The organism is Haladaptatus halobius, from assembly GCF_020618475.1.
GTDB classification, from domain to species: Archaea; Halobacteriota; Halobacteria; order Halobacteriales; family Haladaptataceae; genus Haladaptatus; species Haladaptatus halobius.
This window is the reverse complement of sequence record NZ_CP085336.1, coordinates 324,717-341,151: the sequence shown is the minus strand read 5'-3', so window position 1 is coordinate 341,151 and position 16,435 is coordinate 324,717. Positions and strand designations below refer to the sequence as shown.

16 protein-coding genes are annotated in these 16,435 nt (G+C 51.4%); 5 read left to right on the top strand and 11 right to left on the bottom strand.

All coding sequences use genetic code 11. The features are described 5' to 3' along the window. Positions 1-71 precede the first annotated feature (71 nt). From LIW51_RS18435 to LIW51_RS18425, 3 genes are all read right to left on the bottom strand, one after another. Positions 72-389, bottom strand: coding sequence for a GNAT family N-acetyltransferase (locus LIW51_RS18435; RefSeq protein WP_227377918.1), 318 nt, complete (start codon positions 387-389; stop codon positions 72-74). A 258-nt stretch (positions 390-647) separates the two neighbouring features. Next, positions 648-950: a GNAT family N-acetyltransferase gene (locus LIW51_RS18430; RefSeq protein WP_227378271.1), complete on the bottom strand. Its 303-nt coding sequence runs from the start codon at positions 948-950 to the stop codon at positions 648-650. 199 nt (positions 951-1,149) lie between these two features. Further along, positions 1,150-3,615 carry a PAS domain S-box protein gene (locus tag LIW51_RS18425; protein WP_227377917.1) on the bottom strand — a complete coding sequence of 822 codons (2,466 nt, stop codon included), beginning with the start codon at positions 3,613-3,615 and terminating at the stop codon, positions 1,150-1,152. A gap of 348 nt (positions 3,616-3,963) precedes the next feature. On the opposite strand from LIW51_RS18425, the gene LIW51_RS18420 reads away from it, so the two are divergent. Together LIW51_RS18420 and LIW51_RS18415 are read left to right on the top strand one after the other, a co-directional pair. Then, positions 3,964-4,383, top strand: a complete 420-nt coding sequence (locus tag LIW51_RS18420; RefSeq protein ID WP_227377916.1) for a pyridoxamine 5'-phosphate oxidase family protein — start codon at positions 3,964-3,966, stop codon at positions 4,381-4,383. Between the two features lie 1,720 nt (positions 4,384-6,103). After that, on the top strand, positions 6,104-6,802 hold the full coding sequence (locus LIW51_RS18415; RefSeq protein ID WP_368411823.1) for a superoxide dismutase: 699 nt from the start codon (positions 6,104-6,106) through the stop codon (positions 6,800-6,802). 839 nt (positions 6,803-7,641) lie between these two features. Here the strand turns inward: LIW51_RS18415 and LIW51_RS18410 are convergent. Together LIW51_RS18410 and LIW51_RS18405 are read right to left on the bottom strand one after the other, a co-directional pair. Then, a complete protein-coding gene (locus tag LIW51_RS18410; protein WP_227377915.1) occupies positions 7,642-8,115 on the bottom strand; it encodes a DUF7992 family protein in 474 nt (157 codons plus the stop codon). A gap of 511 nt (positions 8,116-8,626) precedes the next feature. Then, entirely contained in the window at positions 8,627-8,911 is a 285-nt protein-coding gene (locus tag LIW51_RS18405) for a SprT-like domain-containing protein (RefSeq protein WP_227377914.1), read from the bottom strand. A 181-nt stretch (positions 8,912-9,092) separates the two neighbouring features. Here LIW51_RS18405 and LIW51_RS40460 point away from each other — a divergent pair, with 181 nt between their 5' ends. After that, positions 9,093-9,320: a DUF8066 domain-containing protein gene (locus LIW51_RS40460; protein WP_497007399.1), complete on the top strand. Its 228-nt coding sequence runs from the start codon at positions 9,093-9,095 to the stop codon at positions 9,318-9,320. Between the two features lie 140 nt (positions 9,321-9,460). Here the strand turns inward: LIW51_RS40460 and LIW51_RS18400 are convergent, their stop codons facing one another. The 4 genes from LIW51_RS18400 to LIW51_RS18385 all read right to left on the bottom strand — a co-directional run bounded on the left by LIW51_RS18400 (position 9,461) and on the right by LIW51_RS18385 (position 11,817). Continuing rightward, the gene (locus LIW51_RS18400) at positions 9,461-9,925 is read right to left on the bottom strand and encodes a hypothetical protein (RefSeq protein WP_227377913.1); all 465 of its coding nucleotides are present in this window, start codon (positions 9,923-9,925) and stop codon (positions 9,461-9,463) included. Between the two features lie 210 nt (positions 9,926-10,135). Further along, positions 10,136-10,576, bottom strand: coding sequence for a SprT-like domain-containing protein (locus LIW51_RS18395; RefSeq protein WP_227377912.1), 441 nt, complete (start codon positions 10,574-10,576; stop codon positions 10,136-10,138). 24 nt (positions 10,577-10,600) lie between these two features. Further along, positions 10,601-10,807 (bottom strand): hypothetical protein, encoded by a 207-nt coding sequence (locus LIW51_RS18390; protein WP_227377911.1) that lies wholly within the window; start codon positions 10,805-10,807, stop codon positions 10,601-10,603. Positions 10,808-11,286: 479 nt separating this feature from the next. Continuing rightward, positions 11,287-11,817, bottom strand: a complete 531-nt coding sequence (locus LIW51_RS18385; RefSeq protein WP_227377910.1) for a hypothetical protein — start codon at positions 11,815-11,817, stop codon at positions 11,287-11,289. A 146-nt stretch (positions 11,818-11,963) separates the two neighbouring features. Between LIW51_RS18385 and LIW51_RS18380 the strand changes: the two genes are divergently transcribed. Then, a complete protein-coding gene (locus tag LIW51_RS18380; protein WP_227377909.1) occupies positions 11,964-12,410 on the top strand; it encodes a universal stress protein in 447 nt (148 codons plus the stop codon). A 65-nt stretch (positions 12,411-12,475) separates the two neighbouring features. On the opposite strand, the gene LIW51_RS18375 is transcribed toward LIW51_RS18380, so the two are convergent. Further along, entirely contained in the window at positions 12,476-13,813 is a 1,338-nt protein-coding gene (locus LIW51_RS18375) for an MFS transporter (protein ID WP_227377908.1), read from the bottom strand. Between the two features lie 814 nt (positions 13,814-14,627). Here LIW51_RS18375 and LIW51_RS18370 point away from each other — a divergent pair. Beyond that, complete coding sequence (locus LIW51_RS18370) at positions 14,628-15,890, top strand: outer membrane protein assembly factor BamB family protein (protein WP_227377907.1); 1,263 nt, start codon at positions 14,628-14,630, stop codon at positions 15,888-15,890. Between the two features lie 56 nt (positions 15,891-15,946). On the opposite strand, the gene LIW51_RS18365 is transcribed toward LIW51_RS18370, so the two are convergent. Next, positions 15,947-16,285, bottom strand: coding sequence for a hypothetical protein (locus LIW51_RS18365; RefSeq protein ID WP_227377906.1), 339 nt, complete (start codon positions 16,283-16,285; stop codon positions 15,947-15,949). Between the last annotated feature and the right edge of the window lie 150 nt (positions 16,286-16,435).

Sequence of the window (16,435 nt, the reverse complement as noted above, 5' to 3'; positions counted from 1 at the left end):
TGGAGCGTCACTGAGAGGCCGAGTGTTTGAAACCCAGCCTCTCGTGCAGCTCGCTCTAACTCGGTATAGAGTTACATTCCTACCCCTTGCCGAGCCACCGAGGGATGGACGTATACGCCAGTGACTTCGGCGTCGACAGTTGTTTCATACTCCGCAGGTGGTTTGAGCGTCACAAAGCCTAACCCGACGATCTCACTCTCGTCTTCGGCGACAACGAAATGGCTATCGTCTGCCTCGATTTGCGCGACATAGTCTGCAGATTCACACCCTTGGGCCCACGCATTGACTTGTTCTTGGGTGTAGCCGTCTCGCCCGAGTTCTGTGATGAATTCGGAGTGGACATTTCGGACGGCTTCACTGTCTGATGGCTCCGTTTCACGAACATCCATAGGCGAATGTGGAGGTCGACGTTAGAATGGCATCCGATTTGGCAGACGAGTGTGTACGATAGTCAGGCTGTGGTTTAGGTGTGATGATCTATGAATAGTGATGGTCTGAGAGACGTATCTCTTTCTTGGCAACGAGCGATGCTAACCGGTGTATCTACAGATCTCGGACGAGCACGATGTCGTCGACTTCCTGTTCAACGAATTCGACCGTCCGTTCGTCATGTACTTCGAAGCCGTGTTTGTCATAGAACGATCTCCTCACGTCGTTGTCAGCCATAATGCAAGCCAGACATATTCGTGATCTGCCGCCCGAAAACTGTCGAACAATCGGTCCAGGAGGTTAGTCCCCACTCCCTCCCCCCAGTACTCGGGGAGGACGTAGATTCGCCCGACGACTGCATCAGCAGGACCATCGTCACTCGGTCCTACCTGAGCGAATCCAACAACCGTCCCATCATCGACGGCAAGGAACATCGAGGAGTCGTCCCGACCAATGGATTCCACAAGTGATTCTCGGTCGTACCACATGTCGATGATGGCTTCGACCGCCTCTTTCCCGATGATATGATCATGCGCTTGATGCCATGAAGCTCGAGCAACCCGTTGGACCGACTCAATATCCTCAGATGTAGCCTCAAAACCTCCATGCGAACAAATATCAGAGTCAATGTAATATACTGGTACTCAATTAGACAAATTCACGAAGTAGTGAACACGATCTCGATCTCTATGAGTCTCTCATAGTGTGTGCTTGTATGTGCTAGGCCGTTGTTTCCCCTTCTTCAAAGAGTGCTGTAATGATCTTGCGTTCGCTCGCCCGGAGGTGCTGGTGGAGCGTTGGGGCTGAAATCCCGAGCGAATTGGCGACCTCTTCGCCAGTACTCTCACGTGGCCACTCGAAGTACCCTGCATAGTACGCCGCTTTCAAGGTTGCTCGTTGGCGATCGGTCAACTGGTGTATCAGCCGTACGTGCTGCTCCCAGGGTGGCTGAGAAGATTGCTCAACCTCCTGTTTCACTGTGAGGTCGGCGTTCGGGTAGAGCGATTGCACTGCCTTTGTGAGCGCTCGGATATCAGCATCGGCAGGAATTTCGGCGACAAGCGTTCCTGTCCCCTCTGTCGCCGTCGCGTGTTTGATACGAGCGCCCTGTTCGATCAGACGTTGTGAGGCAGTTGATCCCTTCATAAATACGACCTCAAGCAGATTCTTGTCTGACTCGGTACTGATGCAGCGGGCTTTTTTGATGGGTGCGTGCTGGCGTGCTAGCTCGAGAAATTGCTTTACTGTAGCATTCTCCAAGGTGACGTAGTAGAGGAGTTCTTTGTCTGTTGATGGTATAACTTCCTCGAGGATAATTGAACACTGTAAGTCAGCAGATGCAGTGATAAAAAACGCCGCCGTCTCCGTCAAATCAAATTTGAGTTCAGTGTAACTGTCTGTGTGGAGGAGTTTCTTACTCTCTGCAGCGTGAATTGCGTAGCCAATCGTCTTTCCCAATTCCTCGAAGATAGCTTGTTCTCGGTCACTGAATGCGTCAAGCCGAGACGTAAGAACGACCAACACACCGTACTTTGTCGCTCCATAGATGAGTGGCACACATACTACTGAGTGATAGCCTCGGGTAAGCGCTTCATCTCGTATCGACTCCGGAAAGCGTGAATCCGCCTTGATCGACTGGATGAGTTGTATCTCTCCCGTTTGTATCGCTTTGGCAGCGCCACCGGTGGCGGTCTCGGTCGGATCCGCTTTGTCAATCATCTCTACATAAGCCACATCGAGATTAGCGCCTGTGCGGGGGATGATTCCGCCAGTTGGTAACGATCGTTCACCGATGAATGCACCCTGATACAGATCGGACGCGGTGAGTCGTTCACAGACGCGGGTCTCAATCTCGTCACGCGTTGCGGTTTGCACGAGTGTTTGGTTGATTTCACGAATGAGTCGGTTGATCTGATTAAGTGTCTTGAGGCGGTCACGCTGCTGTTCGATAGCGTCTTCGCGCTCTTTCCGTTCCGAAATATCCTCGCCAACAAGGACGATATACTCGAGCTCTCCCTCTGGAGACCAGAGTGGAGCAGCACTCATCGAAACCCAAAACCGCTCCCCGTCTGACCGCTCGAGAATGCCCTCGAAATCATAGACCGGATTACCAGTCTCACGTACCTGGGCTAACAGGCCGTCTTCTGGTGCGATGGGCTCGTTCTTGGAATCATAGAGGGTGAACTCTTCGTTTGGAGAGGAAAGGCTCGTCAACCGATCGACGGATATACTGAGAATCTCCTCAGCTTGTTCATTTGCCCGAATAAATCGTCGCTCTGGTGTAAAAACACCAATTCCGATTGGGCTTGTTTCGAAGAGTCGGTCGGTGAGATCACGTTCTTGCCGGAGCTCTTCTTCTCGCTTCTGTCGTTCAGAGATATCCCTGAAAATCCCCTGAATAACTGTTTTATCACCTAGTTCGGTGACACCGGAGCTGACCTCAACGGGAATTCGATGGCCGTCATCATGGACAACGTGCTGGGTAATACTACGCTGAATCACATCCGTCGAATCATCGTCAACATTGCCGCGCTCAACATGCTCGTGGAAGTTTGATATATACTGCTCAGCCTGCTCCGGTGGATACAACTCCGACTGACGCATTCCACAGAGTTCATCATGTGACTTACCGATGAGCGATACCGCAGCTTGATTTGCGTCCTCGATTATGCCGGTTTCAACATCCGCAACGAAGATCGCGTCAGGAGCGGTTTCGATGAGCTTAGCATACTTTTCTTTAGTATCTTCGAGTTCTTTCTCTCGCTGTTTTCGTTCCGAAATATCGCGGATGATCGCCGTAAAGAGTCGCTGCCCATCGTACTCATGCTCGTAGAACGAGAACGCTAAAGGCAACTCAGACCCGTCTTCGTGCAATCCAATACGTTCGACATGCTTACGGTTCAGTTCCTGTGCATCATCGTGAACGCGTTGATAGAATGATGTGGAATAAGCTTTGCAGTGGCGCTCGGGGAATAATTGCGTCATTGGTTGGCCGATGAACTCATCATCAGACCACCCAAAGAGGCGTTCAGCTGCGTGATTCGCATAGACGATAGTTCCTCCCTGATCAAGGGTAAGAATACCATCGAGCGCGTGTTCGACGAGGTCACGAAAGAAAGTGGTTTCCTCGCCGCTGTGTATCGCGAGCTTCTCTGCATCTTGAGTGTGATTTGGTTGGTGAGTCATAGTGGTATGTGATGACGTAGCGCTGTTCGGTCAAAGAAGTGGAGAGTGAGAACCAGTATAACACTTTGGATGGCTCTATCTACTTGCAGTCTGAAATACGAATGATTACAAAACATTTAGAGGAATGTGAATATTGAACACAAATACTTGTTTCCCTCGCGTTCGTCGTCTCATCTCGAAGACGCCAAATACTATTCGCAAATCTATTTGTGAATCCCTCTCAGGTGGTTCTACTTCCGCTGGATTTACCACTTATTGCTACGAGTCAACTGATGCTCGTTTGAGTTCAAACGATTCAAGCCTGAACCTTTGCAGTCAAGCTTTACCCATAGCAAGCGACATCTCTGCATGAATATTTCACCCGACGTTGACGAACTTATCAGGGATGCGAAGCTCATGGCCCATCTCGCCACGTCGGTCAATGATCGACCACACGTTGCCCCCGTCTGGTACGCATACAACGATGAGACGCTGTCCATCCTTACCGATGGTAAGAAACTCGCGAATATTCAGCAGAACTCGCAGGTCGCAGTCTCCATTGAGAAAAACACTGATGGAGATGCAGAGTGGATGGTTACTCTGTTAGGAACAGCAACAGTGCAAGACGATCCTGCGCGTATCAACGACGCAGCACGGAAAGTATTCGCGAAATATCTTGGTCCTGATGAAGAGACGTGGCCGGAGTACCATCGTCAGGCACTCACCAATGAGCCACCAAACCCACAGATCGAAATCGAGGTCGCGTCTGCAACCGCGACTCAATTCTAACTGTGTCACTTGATCATTCGGAAAGTAGTTGGCACGCGCATTCCTTCGACCTTTTTCGGTTGATTCTTCCGCCCCTCAAAAAGTCGGTTGGCAAGCGCTGCCCCCCATCCCGACCGGAACAACTTCGAGCCTTCCGAGGCGCACCACGACTATCAGTGAGTCGCCCCATGTCGAGAGGGCGGCGACCTGGCCGATTTCACTTTCGCTTATACTCTCAACCGGCAGTTAATCGCCTCAAATCAAGCAAATTCAAGAAATCGATCTCGCTGCCGTCGCACGTTCTACTTCGGTTATAGAACCAATCAGTCATCTTAAAACAAGCCAGATTATCAGAAAACAGACTTCTTTTCCTGCGATGTGAGTTGAACGGTGTCTCAAGTATCTCGAACTGAAGGAGATCGAGTGGACATTGGTACTTCGTTGTCATTTACTGTTGCCCTCAATACGAAACAATCACCCACAATCACTCCTACGGCACTGGTCAGGATTGTGAACTATCTTCGAATGGCGATAATAGGTAATCTGGCTGCCGTAATCCTCACAGTAATGAGTTGGGAAACCGCGTCAGCAATGCGGTTATCTGAATGAATGCTCGATACCACTCGCCGTGATAGTGACCCGATGAGCATTCGCGAGAGTACCGTCGTTAGTGATTCGAACCTGTGTCCCAGTCGTACCACGATCTTGAACCCAAATGTCGAGACGATACTGCCCTGGGTCACCGACAAAGACCTCTGGTTGTACCTGCTCGCCAGGAGCAAGTCGATAGAGTTCTTGAAAGAGAATGGTATTGTTCCACTCTGGTGGGGTCGTACTTGAGCGGAGATACTGGTCAAACGAATACGTCCCCACGGTAACGGAGATTGTTCGTCGCGTCTCTGGCTCCACGTCTCCAGTACACTCAATGATGAGTTTTCCGGAGCTAGAGAGTAGATGTAGTGGGTTGAATGTTGCGAGATAGCCCGCGATTCCTGCGAAACTAGATCCAGCTGCGAAGAGGTAGCCACGACGGTTCATAGTATTCATATCAATTGAAAGAGCAAAATAGTACTGGTCAACACATGGTAATTTCTTTTTAAACGTTACCACAAAACATATGCCACTCTCAATGAAGCGACTGTATCTGGTATTCGACCGTGTATTCTGCATCGAATACCCACCGATAGCACGGATGAACCCAGTCAAAATACTCCCGCCTGAGCTGTTGCACTGATTCGAGTACGTGCCCTTCCGTTCGCCGACGGTCGATCTACCGACGTCCATTCCCATCTAGACTATCACGCTCGATCGGTGTTCGGATGATCGAATTCATCAGCCGATTGTAGGTGAGAACCACTGTTGGACCCTCAGTGAGGCCGATCATGAGCCATTTGCCCCCGTCACTGTCGAGCATTCGTGTGGCGAGCCGCTCAGCAGTGATCTCGTCGTCCCGCGTCTCCTCCAAGACGATCGCAAGCTCGCTGTGGAGCGTATCGAACAGGGGGCATCTCACGGAGCATAGAAGACGCTTCGCTAGAACCTATAAGACACAGACGCCAGTCAAAGCGAAAATGAAGAACACTTCATGTAGATAGCAACGTACTAATCAGTGTCACGATGGCCAGTTTATTTTTGTAGGTGGCAAATGATCTAATTATGGAGGCACACAGCAATGCCCGACCCTACTGACAAACTTCCTCTCAATCATCCTGCCGCAGATCGGCGCTCATTCCTCCAAGCAATGGGAATCACCGCCGGAGTCGGAGCGCTCGGTACATCAAACGTTATCGCGACCTCGTCGAACTCACAATCCATGCAATACGAACTTCCACCCCTCCCGTACGACTACGATGCACTCGAACCGCAAATCGATCAACACATTATGAAGCTCCACCACGACAAGCATCACCAAGGCTATGTCGATGGTGCAAACCAAGCGTTGAAAACACTTTCTCAGATGAGACAAGCGGGTGATTTCGAGGAGGTTAAATCAGTTAAACGTGATCTCTCATTCAACCTTTCCGGGCACGTCAACCACTCTGTGTTCTGGAAAAATATGTCGCCTGATGGTGGTGGCAAGCCAGACGGCGATCTTGCTGGTGCAATCCAATCCGATTTTGGTTCGTTCGACGCATTCAAAGACGAGTTCGCGGCCGCTGCCGAAAACGTTGAAGGCTCCGGCTGGGGAATGCTTGTGTACGATCACCTCGCAGATGAACTTCTCACGATTCAAGCAGAAAATCATAACAATCGCGCCATCCAAGGCGCGACACCATTACTCGTACTTGACGTCTGGGAGCATGCGTACTACCTCCAGTATGAAAACGATCGCGGGAGCTACATCGATGCGTTCTGGCAGGTAGTTAATTGGGATGACGTTACAACACGATATCAACGCGCTCACAATGCCGAACTCTTCGATGGTAGTGAGTGTCAATAGTAATCGATTGATCTGATCAGCAGTGGCTGCCATCTCGCGCAGCCACCATTGTTTCGTGCTACACGGGCATCCAGTAACTGGGTACTTTAGCGTGGATACGCGAGTCAAAATTTTCTGCTGTGACCGCCCGTGGATGGCGGATACGCTCGATACTAAACAGCCGTTCGCGTATCGACGGCTTGAAGCCCGTCGAAGACTATTTTTCGAGCCGACAAATCCTCCAATCATATATAAAGTAACCGACTACTAGCTGTTTTTGAATGGATCGACAGCTGGACTTAGCACCTACTTCAATCACTGAAGATATGTGATCAGATTTTGGCACCGCTGATACTCAATCCGTTCATGAGCCATTTGTGCCGTCATTTTTCGGGCAGTCGCGTAGCAACCCTCTCGGCGTGGATCGCACCGTCTCGGGTCTCAGTCAAGACATCGGCAAGCTTACTGAAGAGTGTATTAAATAGGTCTGTTTCACGGAGCAGACATGGAGATTTCGCTCCGAATTGGTGGAAACAATCGCCAGCCAGAGCGAAAGTAGATACGCTGGGGCTAGTATAGTCTACTAACATGACCGTGTTGAAACCCTCAAGACGTGAGAGGTTCTAGCGGTTGTACTGAATACAGGGCGCGTATCGGTTACCGAGCAATTGGCCTCCTGTGAGGGGTCGAAGTGGTAGACAGAGATGACTCAAATACCACTCAGTGGAGAGGAGGAGACTTTTGTTTTTCTTCGCCAGCTGCGCCGACTCCCGAGATGGACTTCGCTCGTGCGACCATACGCGCCAAACGTGGCTTCTATTGGTATCTATGGTTCGCGGCAGCGAGAAACCACACTGGGGTCACTCTTCGCGATTGCCGTACGTCTCCTCACCCCAACCATAATCGGACGCTTCGTCGTTCCGTTCGAGGTAGTCCTCCAGTACCTCCTGCACAGCCCGGCCGAGATCATCTAACGCGGCATCGATCATCGAAACCGCACTCGAATCGAGCGATTCGGTCGCCTCTCGCTCCCGCCAGTCGTCCGGAATCGTCGGGGCATCGAAGCGAAGACGATCTTCGGTTGGGTCCCAGTAGAAGTCGAACGTCTGGAACAGGCCGAGATCGCTGACAATTTGGATCTGCTCTTCATCGAGATTCGTGTACTCGGTCCACTCGTTGAACCCCTCCTTCCACGCACCCTCCTGAAGTAGATCTTCGATGTCCTCGCGGTAGAAGTCCTCTGATCCCAGCGTCTCTTCCTGCCACTCAAACTCGCGCGGCATCCCTCGGTTCGAGAGATCCGGTGATTCCGGAACCTCTACATCAAGCGTCATACCAATGATTTCACTGGCAAACTAATAAAGCCCCATATCAGTCCCCAACGAGAGACGAGATGCTCTCAACAGAGCAGCCCGTTCCTGGATAGATACTCTGTTTTCAGCGCACTGTATTCGACAGACAGAGATTAGTTTACTAAATAGAAAGGCGCGATCGTGCTGAATACACCCTCTCTATTCAGTACACCATTCCTGTCACGCTCTGAGGACTTCAGCAGAACCGTGTAGGTTAGTATACTATACTAGCCAGTGTGAGCGCCTGTACCAAGGAAAAACGAACGAATGAAAGAGTGACGGAGAGCCGAAAGCGTCAGCGGGAGTCAGTGAGATTCACCGAGGAAGTCCGTCACCCACACATCAGGGCGTGATGGGTGCAGATCGCCCACCTCAAGCAATTCATCAGGGGCAGCAATCCGATGTCCGCACGGATTCGGATAGACCCGCGACGGACTAGACACCGTTACAGGCCCAACAACCCGCTGACAGCGGGGACCACGATACTCTGTCCTCATTGTCCGGCAGTCTTCTCGACCCGCAGCGACCCATCGCACTCACCACAACTGTACTTCTCGGGGTGTTTCACGACCTTGGAACGCTGGTAGCGCGCCAGTTGCTCACCGCAATCCTCGCAAATCATCCACCAGTTCGGCGATCTGAATCGCTCGCAGTGCTGGGTTGTGTCGAGCGCATTGGTCCAGCGGGCGAACGTTCGCCCGTGGTCAGCCTCTCCGAACTCGTGGTACTGCCATGCGTGGATCAACTCGTGGCGGACGGTCGAACACCGACGATGCATACAGCTCTTGGTGAGTCTTGGAATTAGTTTCCTTGGTGAACTCGCTCATGTAGCATTTCTTGAAGTAGAAAACGAGTGTTTGGCTATTGACTTGAGAATAAAGATCTGGAGAGGTTTAGTTCGGAGACTCGGACGTTATTTTCACCGAACAGATTATTATCTCACAAAGAATATTAGGAGTATGTCTATAGAAAATCGGAGACAAACATACAGAATCGGCCTCATCGTCGTAGCGATCATTACTCTTCTGTATAGTATTCTGATTGCAGGTTCGCCACTGCTCTGGCTTGGGTTGGCGTCGGCGGCATTGGCATTCTATCTGGTATGGCGGGCAGTCCGTGCGCTCGAACGAATCGCATTGGCAACAGAACGCATGGAATCACAACGCCGTGATGGTGGTAAGGACTAAGGTCAGTAACTCCATAGAACGGGGAATTGCCGCTAGAGTGATACTTGCGGCCAATATGCAGAGGAATCGTTGACTCCCGATATGTGAGATCTATTTGAACTGGCACCTCCGTTGAAGTACTGTCCGGTATACGCTGATTCTCATTTTCTACCTATCCCAGCGAGCCACCCTGCCAGTGCGAACAGAATGAGGCTCGTTGCAATGGTAATAAGGACAGGCGTTCGCTGAGATGTGCCGATGAGAACGAATAGCGCAAACAAAAGTGAGAGGACACCAACCATGGCGAGAGCACTCGCCACGCCAACTCGCCACCAGGAAAGCGCACGTTCAGATGCGCGTTCACGAAGACGATGAGCGAGAAGAGCGCCGAGTATTCCGAGTCCCATGAGATACAATGCGAACAGGAGGTAATAATTGGCTCCTGCAGATCCGAACGTCACTTCCAAAACGTCAAACCCGACAATGAGGAGGTAACCCGGAATTTGAAGCCATTGGAACTGAACGTTGAGGGCGAGTCCGTAGAGACAGACCATCACCACCGTTGCGACAATTATGTCGCGGATGAAGGTAAGGCGCGGGTTCGTAGAAGCGAGTACTAAGCTCATACGTCAACTTGGCGTTACGAAAGCAAAACGTCATTGTGTGGCACCGATGCCACCGGTTGTCGTGAAGACAGTGAGATATGGTTACTGTCTGTTACCCTCCTCGACACGGAGCGACCCATCACAGCCACTACAGCAGTATTGCTCGGGGTTGTGCACAGTCTTCGAGCGTCGATACCGGGGAACCCGACCACCTCAGTTCTCGCACACCAGCTACCACTTTGGTGTAGCGAAGCGTTCGCAGAGTTTCGAGGTGTCGAGGCAGTCTGTCCATTGGGTGAATGTTGCTCCGTGATCCGCTTCGCCAAACTCGTGATACTGCCAGGCGTGGATGAGTTCATATCGGACTGTCGAACTGAATTGCTCCCAACTGTGGTGTTCGTACGCCGCCCATGTGAGCGCAATCGTGATCTCACCCGTTTTGGGATCGTATTTCGTGACGCCCGCTTGCCGTTGTGCTCGATATGAGAATTCCCAGTCGATCGTTTCGACCGGCAGGTCAGGAAAATGCTCAGTGGCAAAATTCGTTGCGTGCTGTTGTGCTCGGCCGAGCAGGTCTGTCGGTGTCTCCGGTGTATCGTCGGTCGCAGCATCCGCGCTTTCCGTCAGCGTTCGGTGGGCGGTGATCTCCGAGAACGTCACTTGGCGTGCCATGGATAAAAAAGACTGAAGCGTGGATTAGTTCGGCAGTTCTGTCCGTCCAGTTCGCACGCATGGCCAGCACGGGAAGCCATTCAGGCCGTCACACTCGCACTCTGCCGGTTCAGCATCGTCGTCCGCCTCGTCGTCGTCCGATAGGAACGCCGTCAGGGTATCGTCGTCCCTCGCGGTTTCGACGGCGGCCATGTGCTTATAGAAGGCGTTGCGGTGAACGTGATGTGGCAAGTGCAGGCTATCAGTTCTTTGGTCACATCGTCTATGGACACGGTGTACTGGTACTCTGCGGGGTGCTCGTGGCTCTGGTTAGTGACTTCGACCACTCCCGGGGACATCGACGTCAAATGAGAAATGTTCCCACTTGGCACCCGTCTGTGCCGGCCGTCTGTCCACCGTTCGGGCGCGCTTCATTCGGCCCGATTTAGCCACCGAAGATGGAGATCAGAAATTTGCGAAGTGTGTGGGCGAGAGACGGATCAAGGACACGAATGATGGAGCCGATTGATCCGAGAATGAGTCACCCAGAGCTATCTTAAGCATTTGTAGGTCTTACAGATTATCGGCTCTGCTGAAACCCTCATCGATTGATACAAACAGCGTACTTAATTGAGAGCGTATATCTTGTACGGGGTCTTCTCCAGCTTTCGGGTGAGCAGAACGACCAATACAGGTAGAATGTGTCGGTAGATTAGATGAACCGTTTATGCTCACATTTCAAACAACCGGGCGTTGGTTTGGCCTGGCGAACTGGAGAATTCGGGGCTATATCGGCGGCGAGCGGCTTGGATGCCGGCCATAAAAAGGGCCGCGGTAACCGCTACGACAAGTGACTGGATAGTCGGAAGCGCTCCAATCGCTGTCGTAAACGCCGCGACAAATGCCATCGGCTGGTGCGTGTGCAGGATATAAAAGACGGTAGTCGTGCCAGCGAACGCAACTAATGCACTCCCGACCAGACGGAGCCCTGGTTCCGACATCGGTTCGATTGTCGTGGGAGCAATCCCCTGCGCTATCGCCTGGTATGCGACCCAGCCGATCACCAATGCAGCTCCGTAGCTGGTAGCCACCTTCGCCGGCGCGTTGTCCGAGCTGTGAGCGTCGAGAACGAGGAGATACGCAGCAGGTCCGAGTGCGGGGAGAATCGCCCAATAGCCCGAGACGAATGCGATCCCCGCAAGCACGAGGAGGAGAAGTACTCCGTGCCCGCCGGTCCACAGCATACGCTCGTTTGAATTCATGGGTTCATCTTCGTGTTCGTCGTGGATGTACATTACGCACTGGGGCTCTCTATACTACTTTCAGATCGGCGTCAGGCGGTGTGACGAAGATGTAACCAACGGTTTAACGTGCTATGAACTACCATTCTATAGGGAGAGAACAGCGTATGTTCGACCGAATACTTATCCCGACCGACGGTAGTGATCCAGTCAAGCCTGCAGTGGAGATGGCACTCAACCTTGCTGAAGCCCACAATGCAACACTGCATGTACTCTATATTGTTGACCAGCCCACGTCCGTCTCTGGCATGGGGGAAGGGTTCTCTGGCTTAGATGATCTTCTGGATGCGCTTGAAGAAAGAGGCCAGCAGGCAACGAAAGCCATTGTCGAGCAGGCCAGAGAGCGGGATATCGAGACAACAGCAGCAGTTCGTCGCGGGAACCCTCACGACGATATTCTCACGTATGCAGATGACCACGATACCGACGTCATCGTCATGGGGACTCACGGACGGGCTGGCGTCAAACGAGCCCTCCTCGGAAGCGTCACCGAAAAGGTCGTGCGTCACTCGGAGATTCCAGTGTTAACAGTCCACCGGAAGCCTGAAAAATAAGGACCAGACGTTATTCTTCACGATACTGAATTCGCTACCCGGTGAAACCCGGCAGTTAGAGGGGGTTAGTGGAGAGCAGCTTCATCAGCAGTCTCTTTGGGGTCTGAAATCAGCCATTTGAGGGCTGCTGCAACGATGACACAGAGCAGGCTCAATACGATGAAGACGGCAAAACCTCTCGCGTAGCCGAGGAGTCCGTATATGTCCACGAAAAGTCCCATTAGTGGGAGGATGACGAGCGTTCCGCCGCCGCCGATGCCACTGATCCACCCCGATGCCCCACCGACGGCTTCCGGGACGAACTTCGGGACTAGCTCGAACACAGCTGCGTTGGCGAATCCCATCCCGGTTCCGAGTACCATCATCCCGAGGATGGCCGGCCAGAAGCCGGTAGCGACGGTCATGATTGCGCTACCGAGGGCCATAACGCCGAAACTGATTATAGCAACAATTTCGCCGCCGAATCTATCACTGACACTTCCGGCAGGTACCCGGATAAGCGATCCGTAGACGATAAAGATACCCGCGAGAAGCCCCGCTGTGGTGAGTGTGAGTTCGTGGAACTGTTCCCAGTAGGTAGGGAACCAAGCAGAGAGGGAAGTGAACCCACCACCGAAGGAAACTGTGTAGAGGAAGACGAGAATCCACGTTCGGCGGTTTCTCGCGGATGTCTTCAGCGAATCCCACGTGCCACCCGACGGGAAGATATCTTGGCCGAGTTCTTCAGCGATTTCTTGTGATTCCTCTAGAGATTTACCCTTCTTGCGAAGCTGGAAGTAGTACGGATCGACAGCGTACACCACGTAGATCGCGGTGACGACGAGAAGGAATACTAACCAGGTCGAGTATGCCATGGTCAGTCCCCAGATACCGATAAGGACGGGGAGGACGTAGACAATCATCCCGGGACCGATATTGCCGACGCCAGCGAACGCGCCGAGTGCGAACCCCTGTTTATCACTAGGGTACCAGTAGGAAGTTTGTGTGATTCCGGCGGAGAATGTCGCACCACCTGCACCCGCGAGGAAACCGAAGAAAACCAAGATGGGGTACAGACTCATGTCGAAATTCTCTGGATAGGTCAGAAACAGCGTAATAACTAGACCTGTCGTTCCAACAATTGTCGACGCCATGAGGATGAGGAGTGGTTTCCGTCCGCCGACTTCGTCCACCCACGCACCGAACGGGATTCTGAGGATTGCCTTACTAAGGTGCGGTGACCCTAGCAAGAGTCCGTGCAGTACGCCGGCAAGCGCCAAGTGTTCTTCTAATATTGGCCCTGCCGCACCGTAAAAGACAATGGTGGTGAGGCCCGCATAGAAGACGAGCGTGGACATGATGAGCCCGCGTTTGGGCGTCCCCGTAACGTCGTGTTCGTCCGCTAGTTGTCCTGCTTGAGTCATATTACTCAATAGTGATTTGCTGTCGTCTACGATATGCGAACAGACCTTCATCGACATTTTCAGCTATGCGGCATTGCCTTCGCTCGATATTTGGGTATTGTGTCGTCGCCATCTTCGTACAGTTTGTGTCACGGCGACGGCCCCTTGTCTTTGTCGAATTGTTTTTTGAGTATCAATTTTTGAAGACTCGAATTCTGCATTCTCAGTTCCTCACGGGTAGTGATAAACTGCTGTGGATTGGCGTGTTATCAGATATTTAATATTTACCCGCCGGGAGTGTCTAGTTGGCTATAGCTCCCGAATTCAGCAGCTAGGGAAAATTAGTTGATGACATCGTATACCCCATCCACCTCTGTTTATTCACTAATAATGTGTGGCGATGAGCTTGTCCCCACTTCAGACGTGGATCGCACTCTCACCATCTACAATTGAGAAGCAAGAACGGTTTTACTAATGTAGTCGTGGTACCGAGAAGATATGACACATCGACGAACGTATGCGCAACTCGTCTTCGTTGGCCAGCTAGTCCGAGTATATTATGAGTTGAAGAACCGACAAACCAACAAACAGGACAAAGAAGCCCCATTCCATATGAAATTGTTCGCTATGGAGTTGCACTAAGCAGGTGTGGGCATACAGACACGCTACCAGACGACCTCCTCAGTAGGTGTTTGTGGGCTGGTGCTTCGTTTTTGTCAGTGTTCGTGCTCGGGTGTACGAACTATGAAGCAGGTTTTCTAAACAATCTCCTCACAAAAGGTGTCATGCGAAAAATCGCAGAAAGCGTTTTCGCATGCGAGTGAAGAGAGATACTATGGATTTTAAACATTCTCGTCGCTCATTCCTCCGACATAGCCTTTTACTTGCCGCTAGTACTACTCTCGCCGGTTGTAGTGCCCAAACAGCACCGAAAAGTCCCCCACAGAAAATTGAGTTTGACAGAGCTAACTGGACACACCCCTACCACGATGCTGCTAACACAAATCATTCACCAACAAGTAACACACCGGCATTTTCAGTTCTCAGTAAGCAATGGCAAATCAATCAAATTGCATCCTCAGCAGTTGTGTCCATTGATGGTGCCCTCTACACTGTTTTCAAGAAACATTCAGATGAAGCCTTATGCGCATTGAATCAAGCAACCGGAGCGGTACAGTGGACATTCACTCCATCTGTAAAACAAGCGACCAACACTCAAATTGAAGTCCCGACAGTAACGAAGACAACCGTTTATGCAAGTGTACAGTTTCGTCACCAAGGAAAACGCAAGAACTTCGTTTACGCGATCGATCGTCAAGAGGGTACACTCGAATGGAGAACCGAAATCGTCGCTGGAGCACTCATACGCCTCCACCATTCAGGTGTCGCAATTGCCACGAAACAAGCACCCAATACCTTTCTGATCCACGCAATGGATGCGAACACAGGTGATATTCTCTGGGAACTCCCAGAAAATGGCCAGTCGTTTTCAGCCAGTGATCAGCAGACGGGACGACAGCAGTCGATACGCTCCACTGCGATCGTCGGAAACAATCTGTACATCCCCATTACTCGGGGAGATGAGACAGAAATCCAGGTTGTAGATATTGTCTCAGGAGATCGTCAAAAACAGTTCACAGTCCCGGCTTCGGTTGAGTTCACACTCGTCGCAGCAAATGGTCTTCTCTACAGTACGACGCATTCGCTGATTCCAGGGACAACAGTTCCGTCCGGTGTGTATGCGATTGATCCTGAACAAGAACGCCTGGCTTGGACGACAAAGACAACAGAAGATGTCTATTGGCTTGGCGTTTCGAATAGTGTGGTCTATTTTGTTGATGGCGGGGTTCGGAGCGTGGATGCGAAAACTGGGAAAGAGCTGTGGAAAGTTAATTCAGAACAGGTTTTCCCGGCAATTCTCGGAAACACGGTCCCATCATTTGACCCCGCAACAAATCGGATTCAGCTGCGAAAGCAGCGTACCGGTACGTCTGTGACGACGCTCTCGCTTCAGAAGAAAGGCTACATCAACTTCGTCTCATCAGATGAAAATAGCGTGTATATCATCAAAGGTCAAACACTGTATCGGTTTAGCTGATTTGTCAGAGATACTGTGTAGCTGGATTTTATCAAGCAGTAATCGAAGAGATCGAATTACGGAGTGTCCACGTACTTGTGCCGCTCATAGAGATACAGGTAAGGAAGCACGAATCCAATTACGGGAATAATCATCCAGTAATACCAGCCAGATGGATTCCAGTCGGAAACGGCAGTAACATATTGCTTATCGAAGTAGATAATGAGCGGAGAGAGGAGCGTCAAAAAACCGCCAAGCAGGGCAAATGGAGTGGTGATCAACGACGTGTAGGCATCTGGTGGCAGAGCAATTGCAATGAGAGCAATAATTGGGACGAGGGCAGCAAGCATTCCAATTGGAATCCACCACTTGTCGTTGGGAGTGTGCTCGGATGTCGAGACGATCGTTTCGCTCATGGCATAGTAAACGATGCGATCAATTATTGATTTATGTACGACCAGAAGTAGCAATCTGAAACCGATGCTATCGAGGTGAGGATACCTTGAGAGTTGCCAGTAGTTGGATCACACATTCAGTTTCTATGCCGGAAATGGGGCTTTAAAACG

Excerpts from the sequence above, each read along its gene's own strand:
- LIW51_RS18385 (WP_227377910.1), bottom strand. The coding sequence starts at position 11,817 with ATGAATTCAAACGAGCGTATGCTGTGGACCGGCGGGCACGGAGTACTT.
- LIW51_RS18395 (WP_227377912.1), bottom strand. The coding sequence starts at position 10,576 with ATGGCACGCCAAGTGACGTTCTCGGAGATCACCGCCCACCGAACGCTG.
- LIW51_RS18400 (WP_227377913.1), bottom strand. The coding sequence starts at position 9,925 with ATGAGCTTAGTACTCGCTTCTACGAACCCGCGCCTTACCTTCATCCGC.
- LIW51_RS18425 (WP_227377917.1), bottom strand. The coding sequence starts at position 3,615 with ATGACTCACCAACCAAATCACACTCAAGATGCAGAGAAGCTCGCGATA.
- LIW51_RS18370 (WP_227377907.1), top strand. The coding sequence starts at position 14,628 with ATGGATTTTAAACATTCTCGTCGCTCATTCCTCCGACATAGCCTTTTA.
- LIW51_RS18405 (WP_227377914.1), bottom strand. The coding sequence starts at position 8,911 with ATGCATCGTCGGTGTTCGACCGTCCGCCACGAGTTGATCCACGCATGG.
- LIW51_RS18410 (WP_227377915.1), bottom strand. The coding sequence starts at position 8,115 with ATGACGCTTGATGTAGAGGTTCCGGAATCACCGGATCTCTCGAACCGA.
- LIW51_RS18415 (WP_368411823.1), top strand. The coding sequence starts at position 6,104 with ATGGGAATCACCGCCGGAGTCGGAGCGCTCGGTACATCAAACGTTATC.
- LIW51_RS18375 (WP_227377908.1), bottom strand. The coding sequence starts at position 13,813 with ATGACTCAAGCAGGACAACTAGCGGACGAACACGACGTTACGGGGACG.
- LIW51_RS18365 (WP_227377906.1), bottom strand. The coding sequence starts at position 16,285 with ATGAGCGAAACGATCGTCTCGACATCCGAGCACACTCCCAACGACAAG.
- LIW51_RS18420 (WP_227377916.1), top strand. The coding sequence starts at position 3,964 with ATGAATATTTCACCCGACGTTGACGAACTTATCAGGGATGCGAAGCTC.
- LIW51_RS18435 (WP_227377918.1), bottom strand. The coding sequence starts at position 389 with ATGGATGTTCGTGAAACGGAGCCATCAGACAGTGAAGCCGTCCGAAAT.
- LIW51_RS40460 (WP_497007399.1), top strand. The coding sequence starts at position 9,093 with ATGTCTATAGAAAATCGGAGACAAACATACAGAATCGGCCTCATCGTC.
- LIW51_RS18380 (WP_227377909.1), top strand. The coding sequence starts at position 11,964 with ATGTTCGACCGAATACTTATCCCGACCGACGGTAGTGATCCAGTCAAG.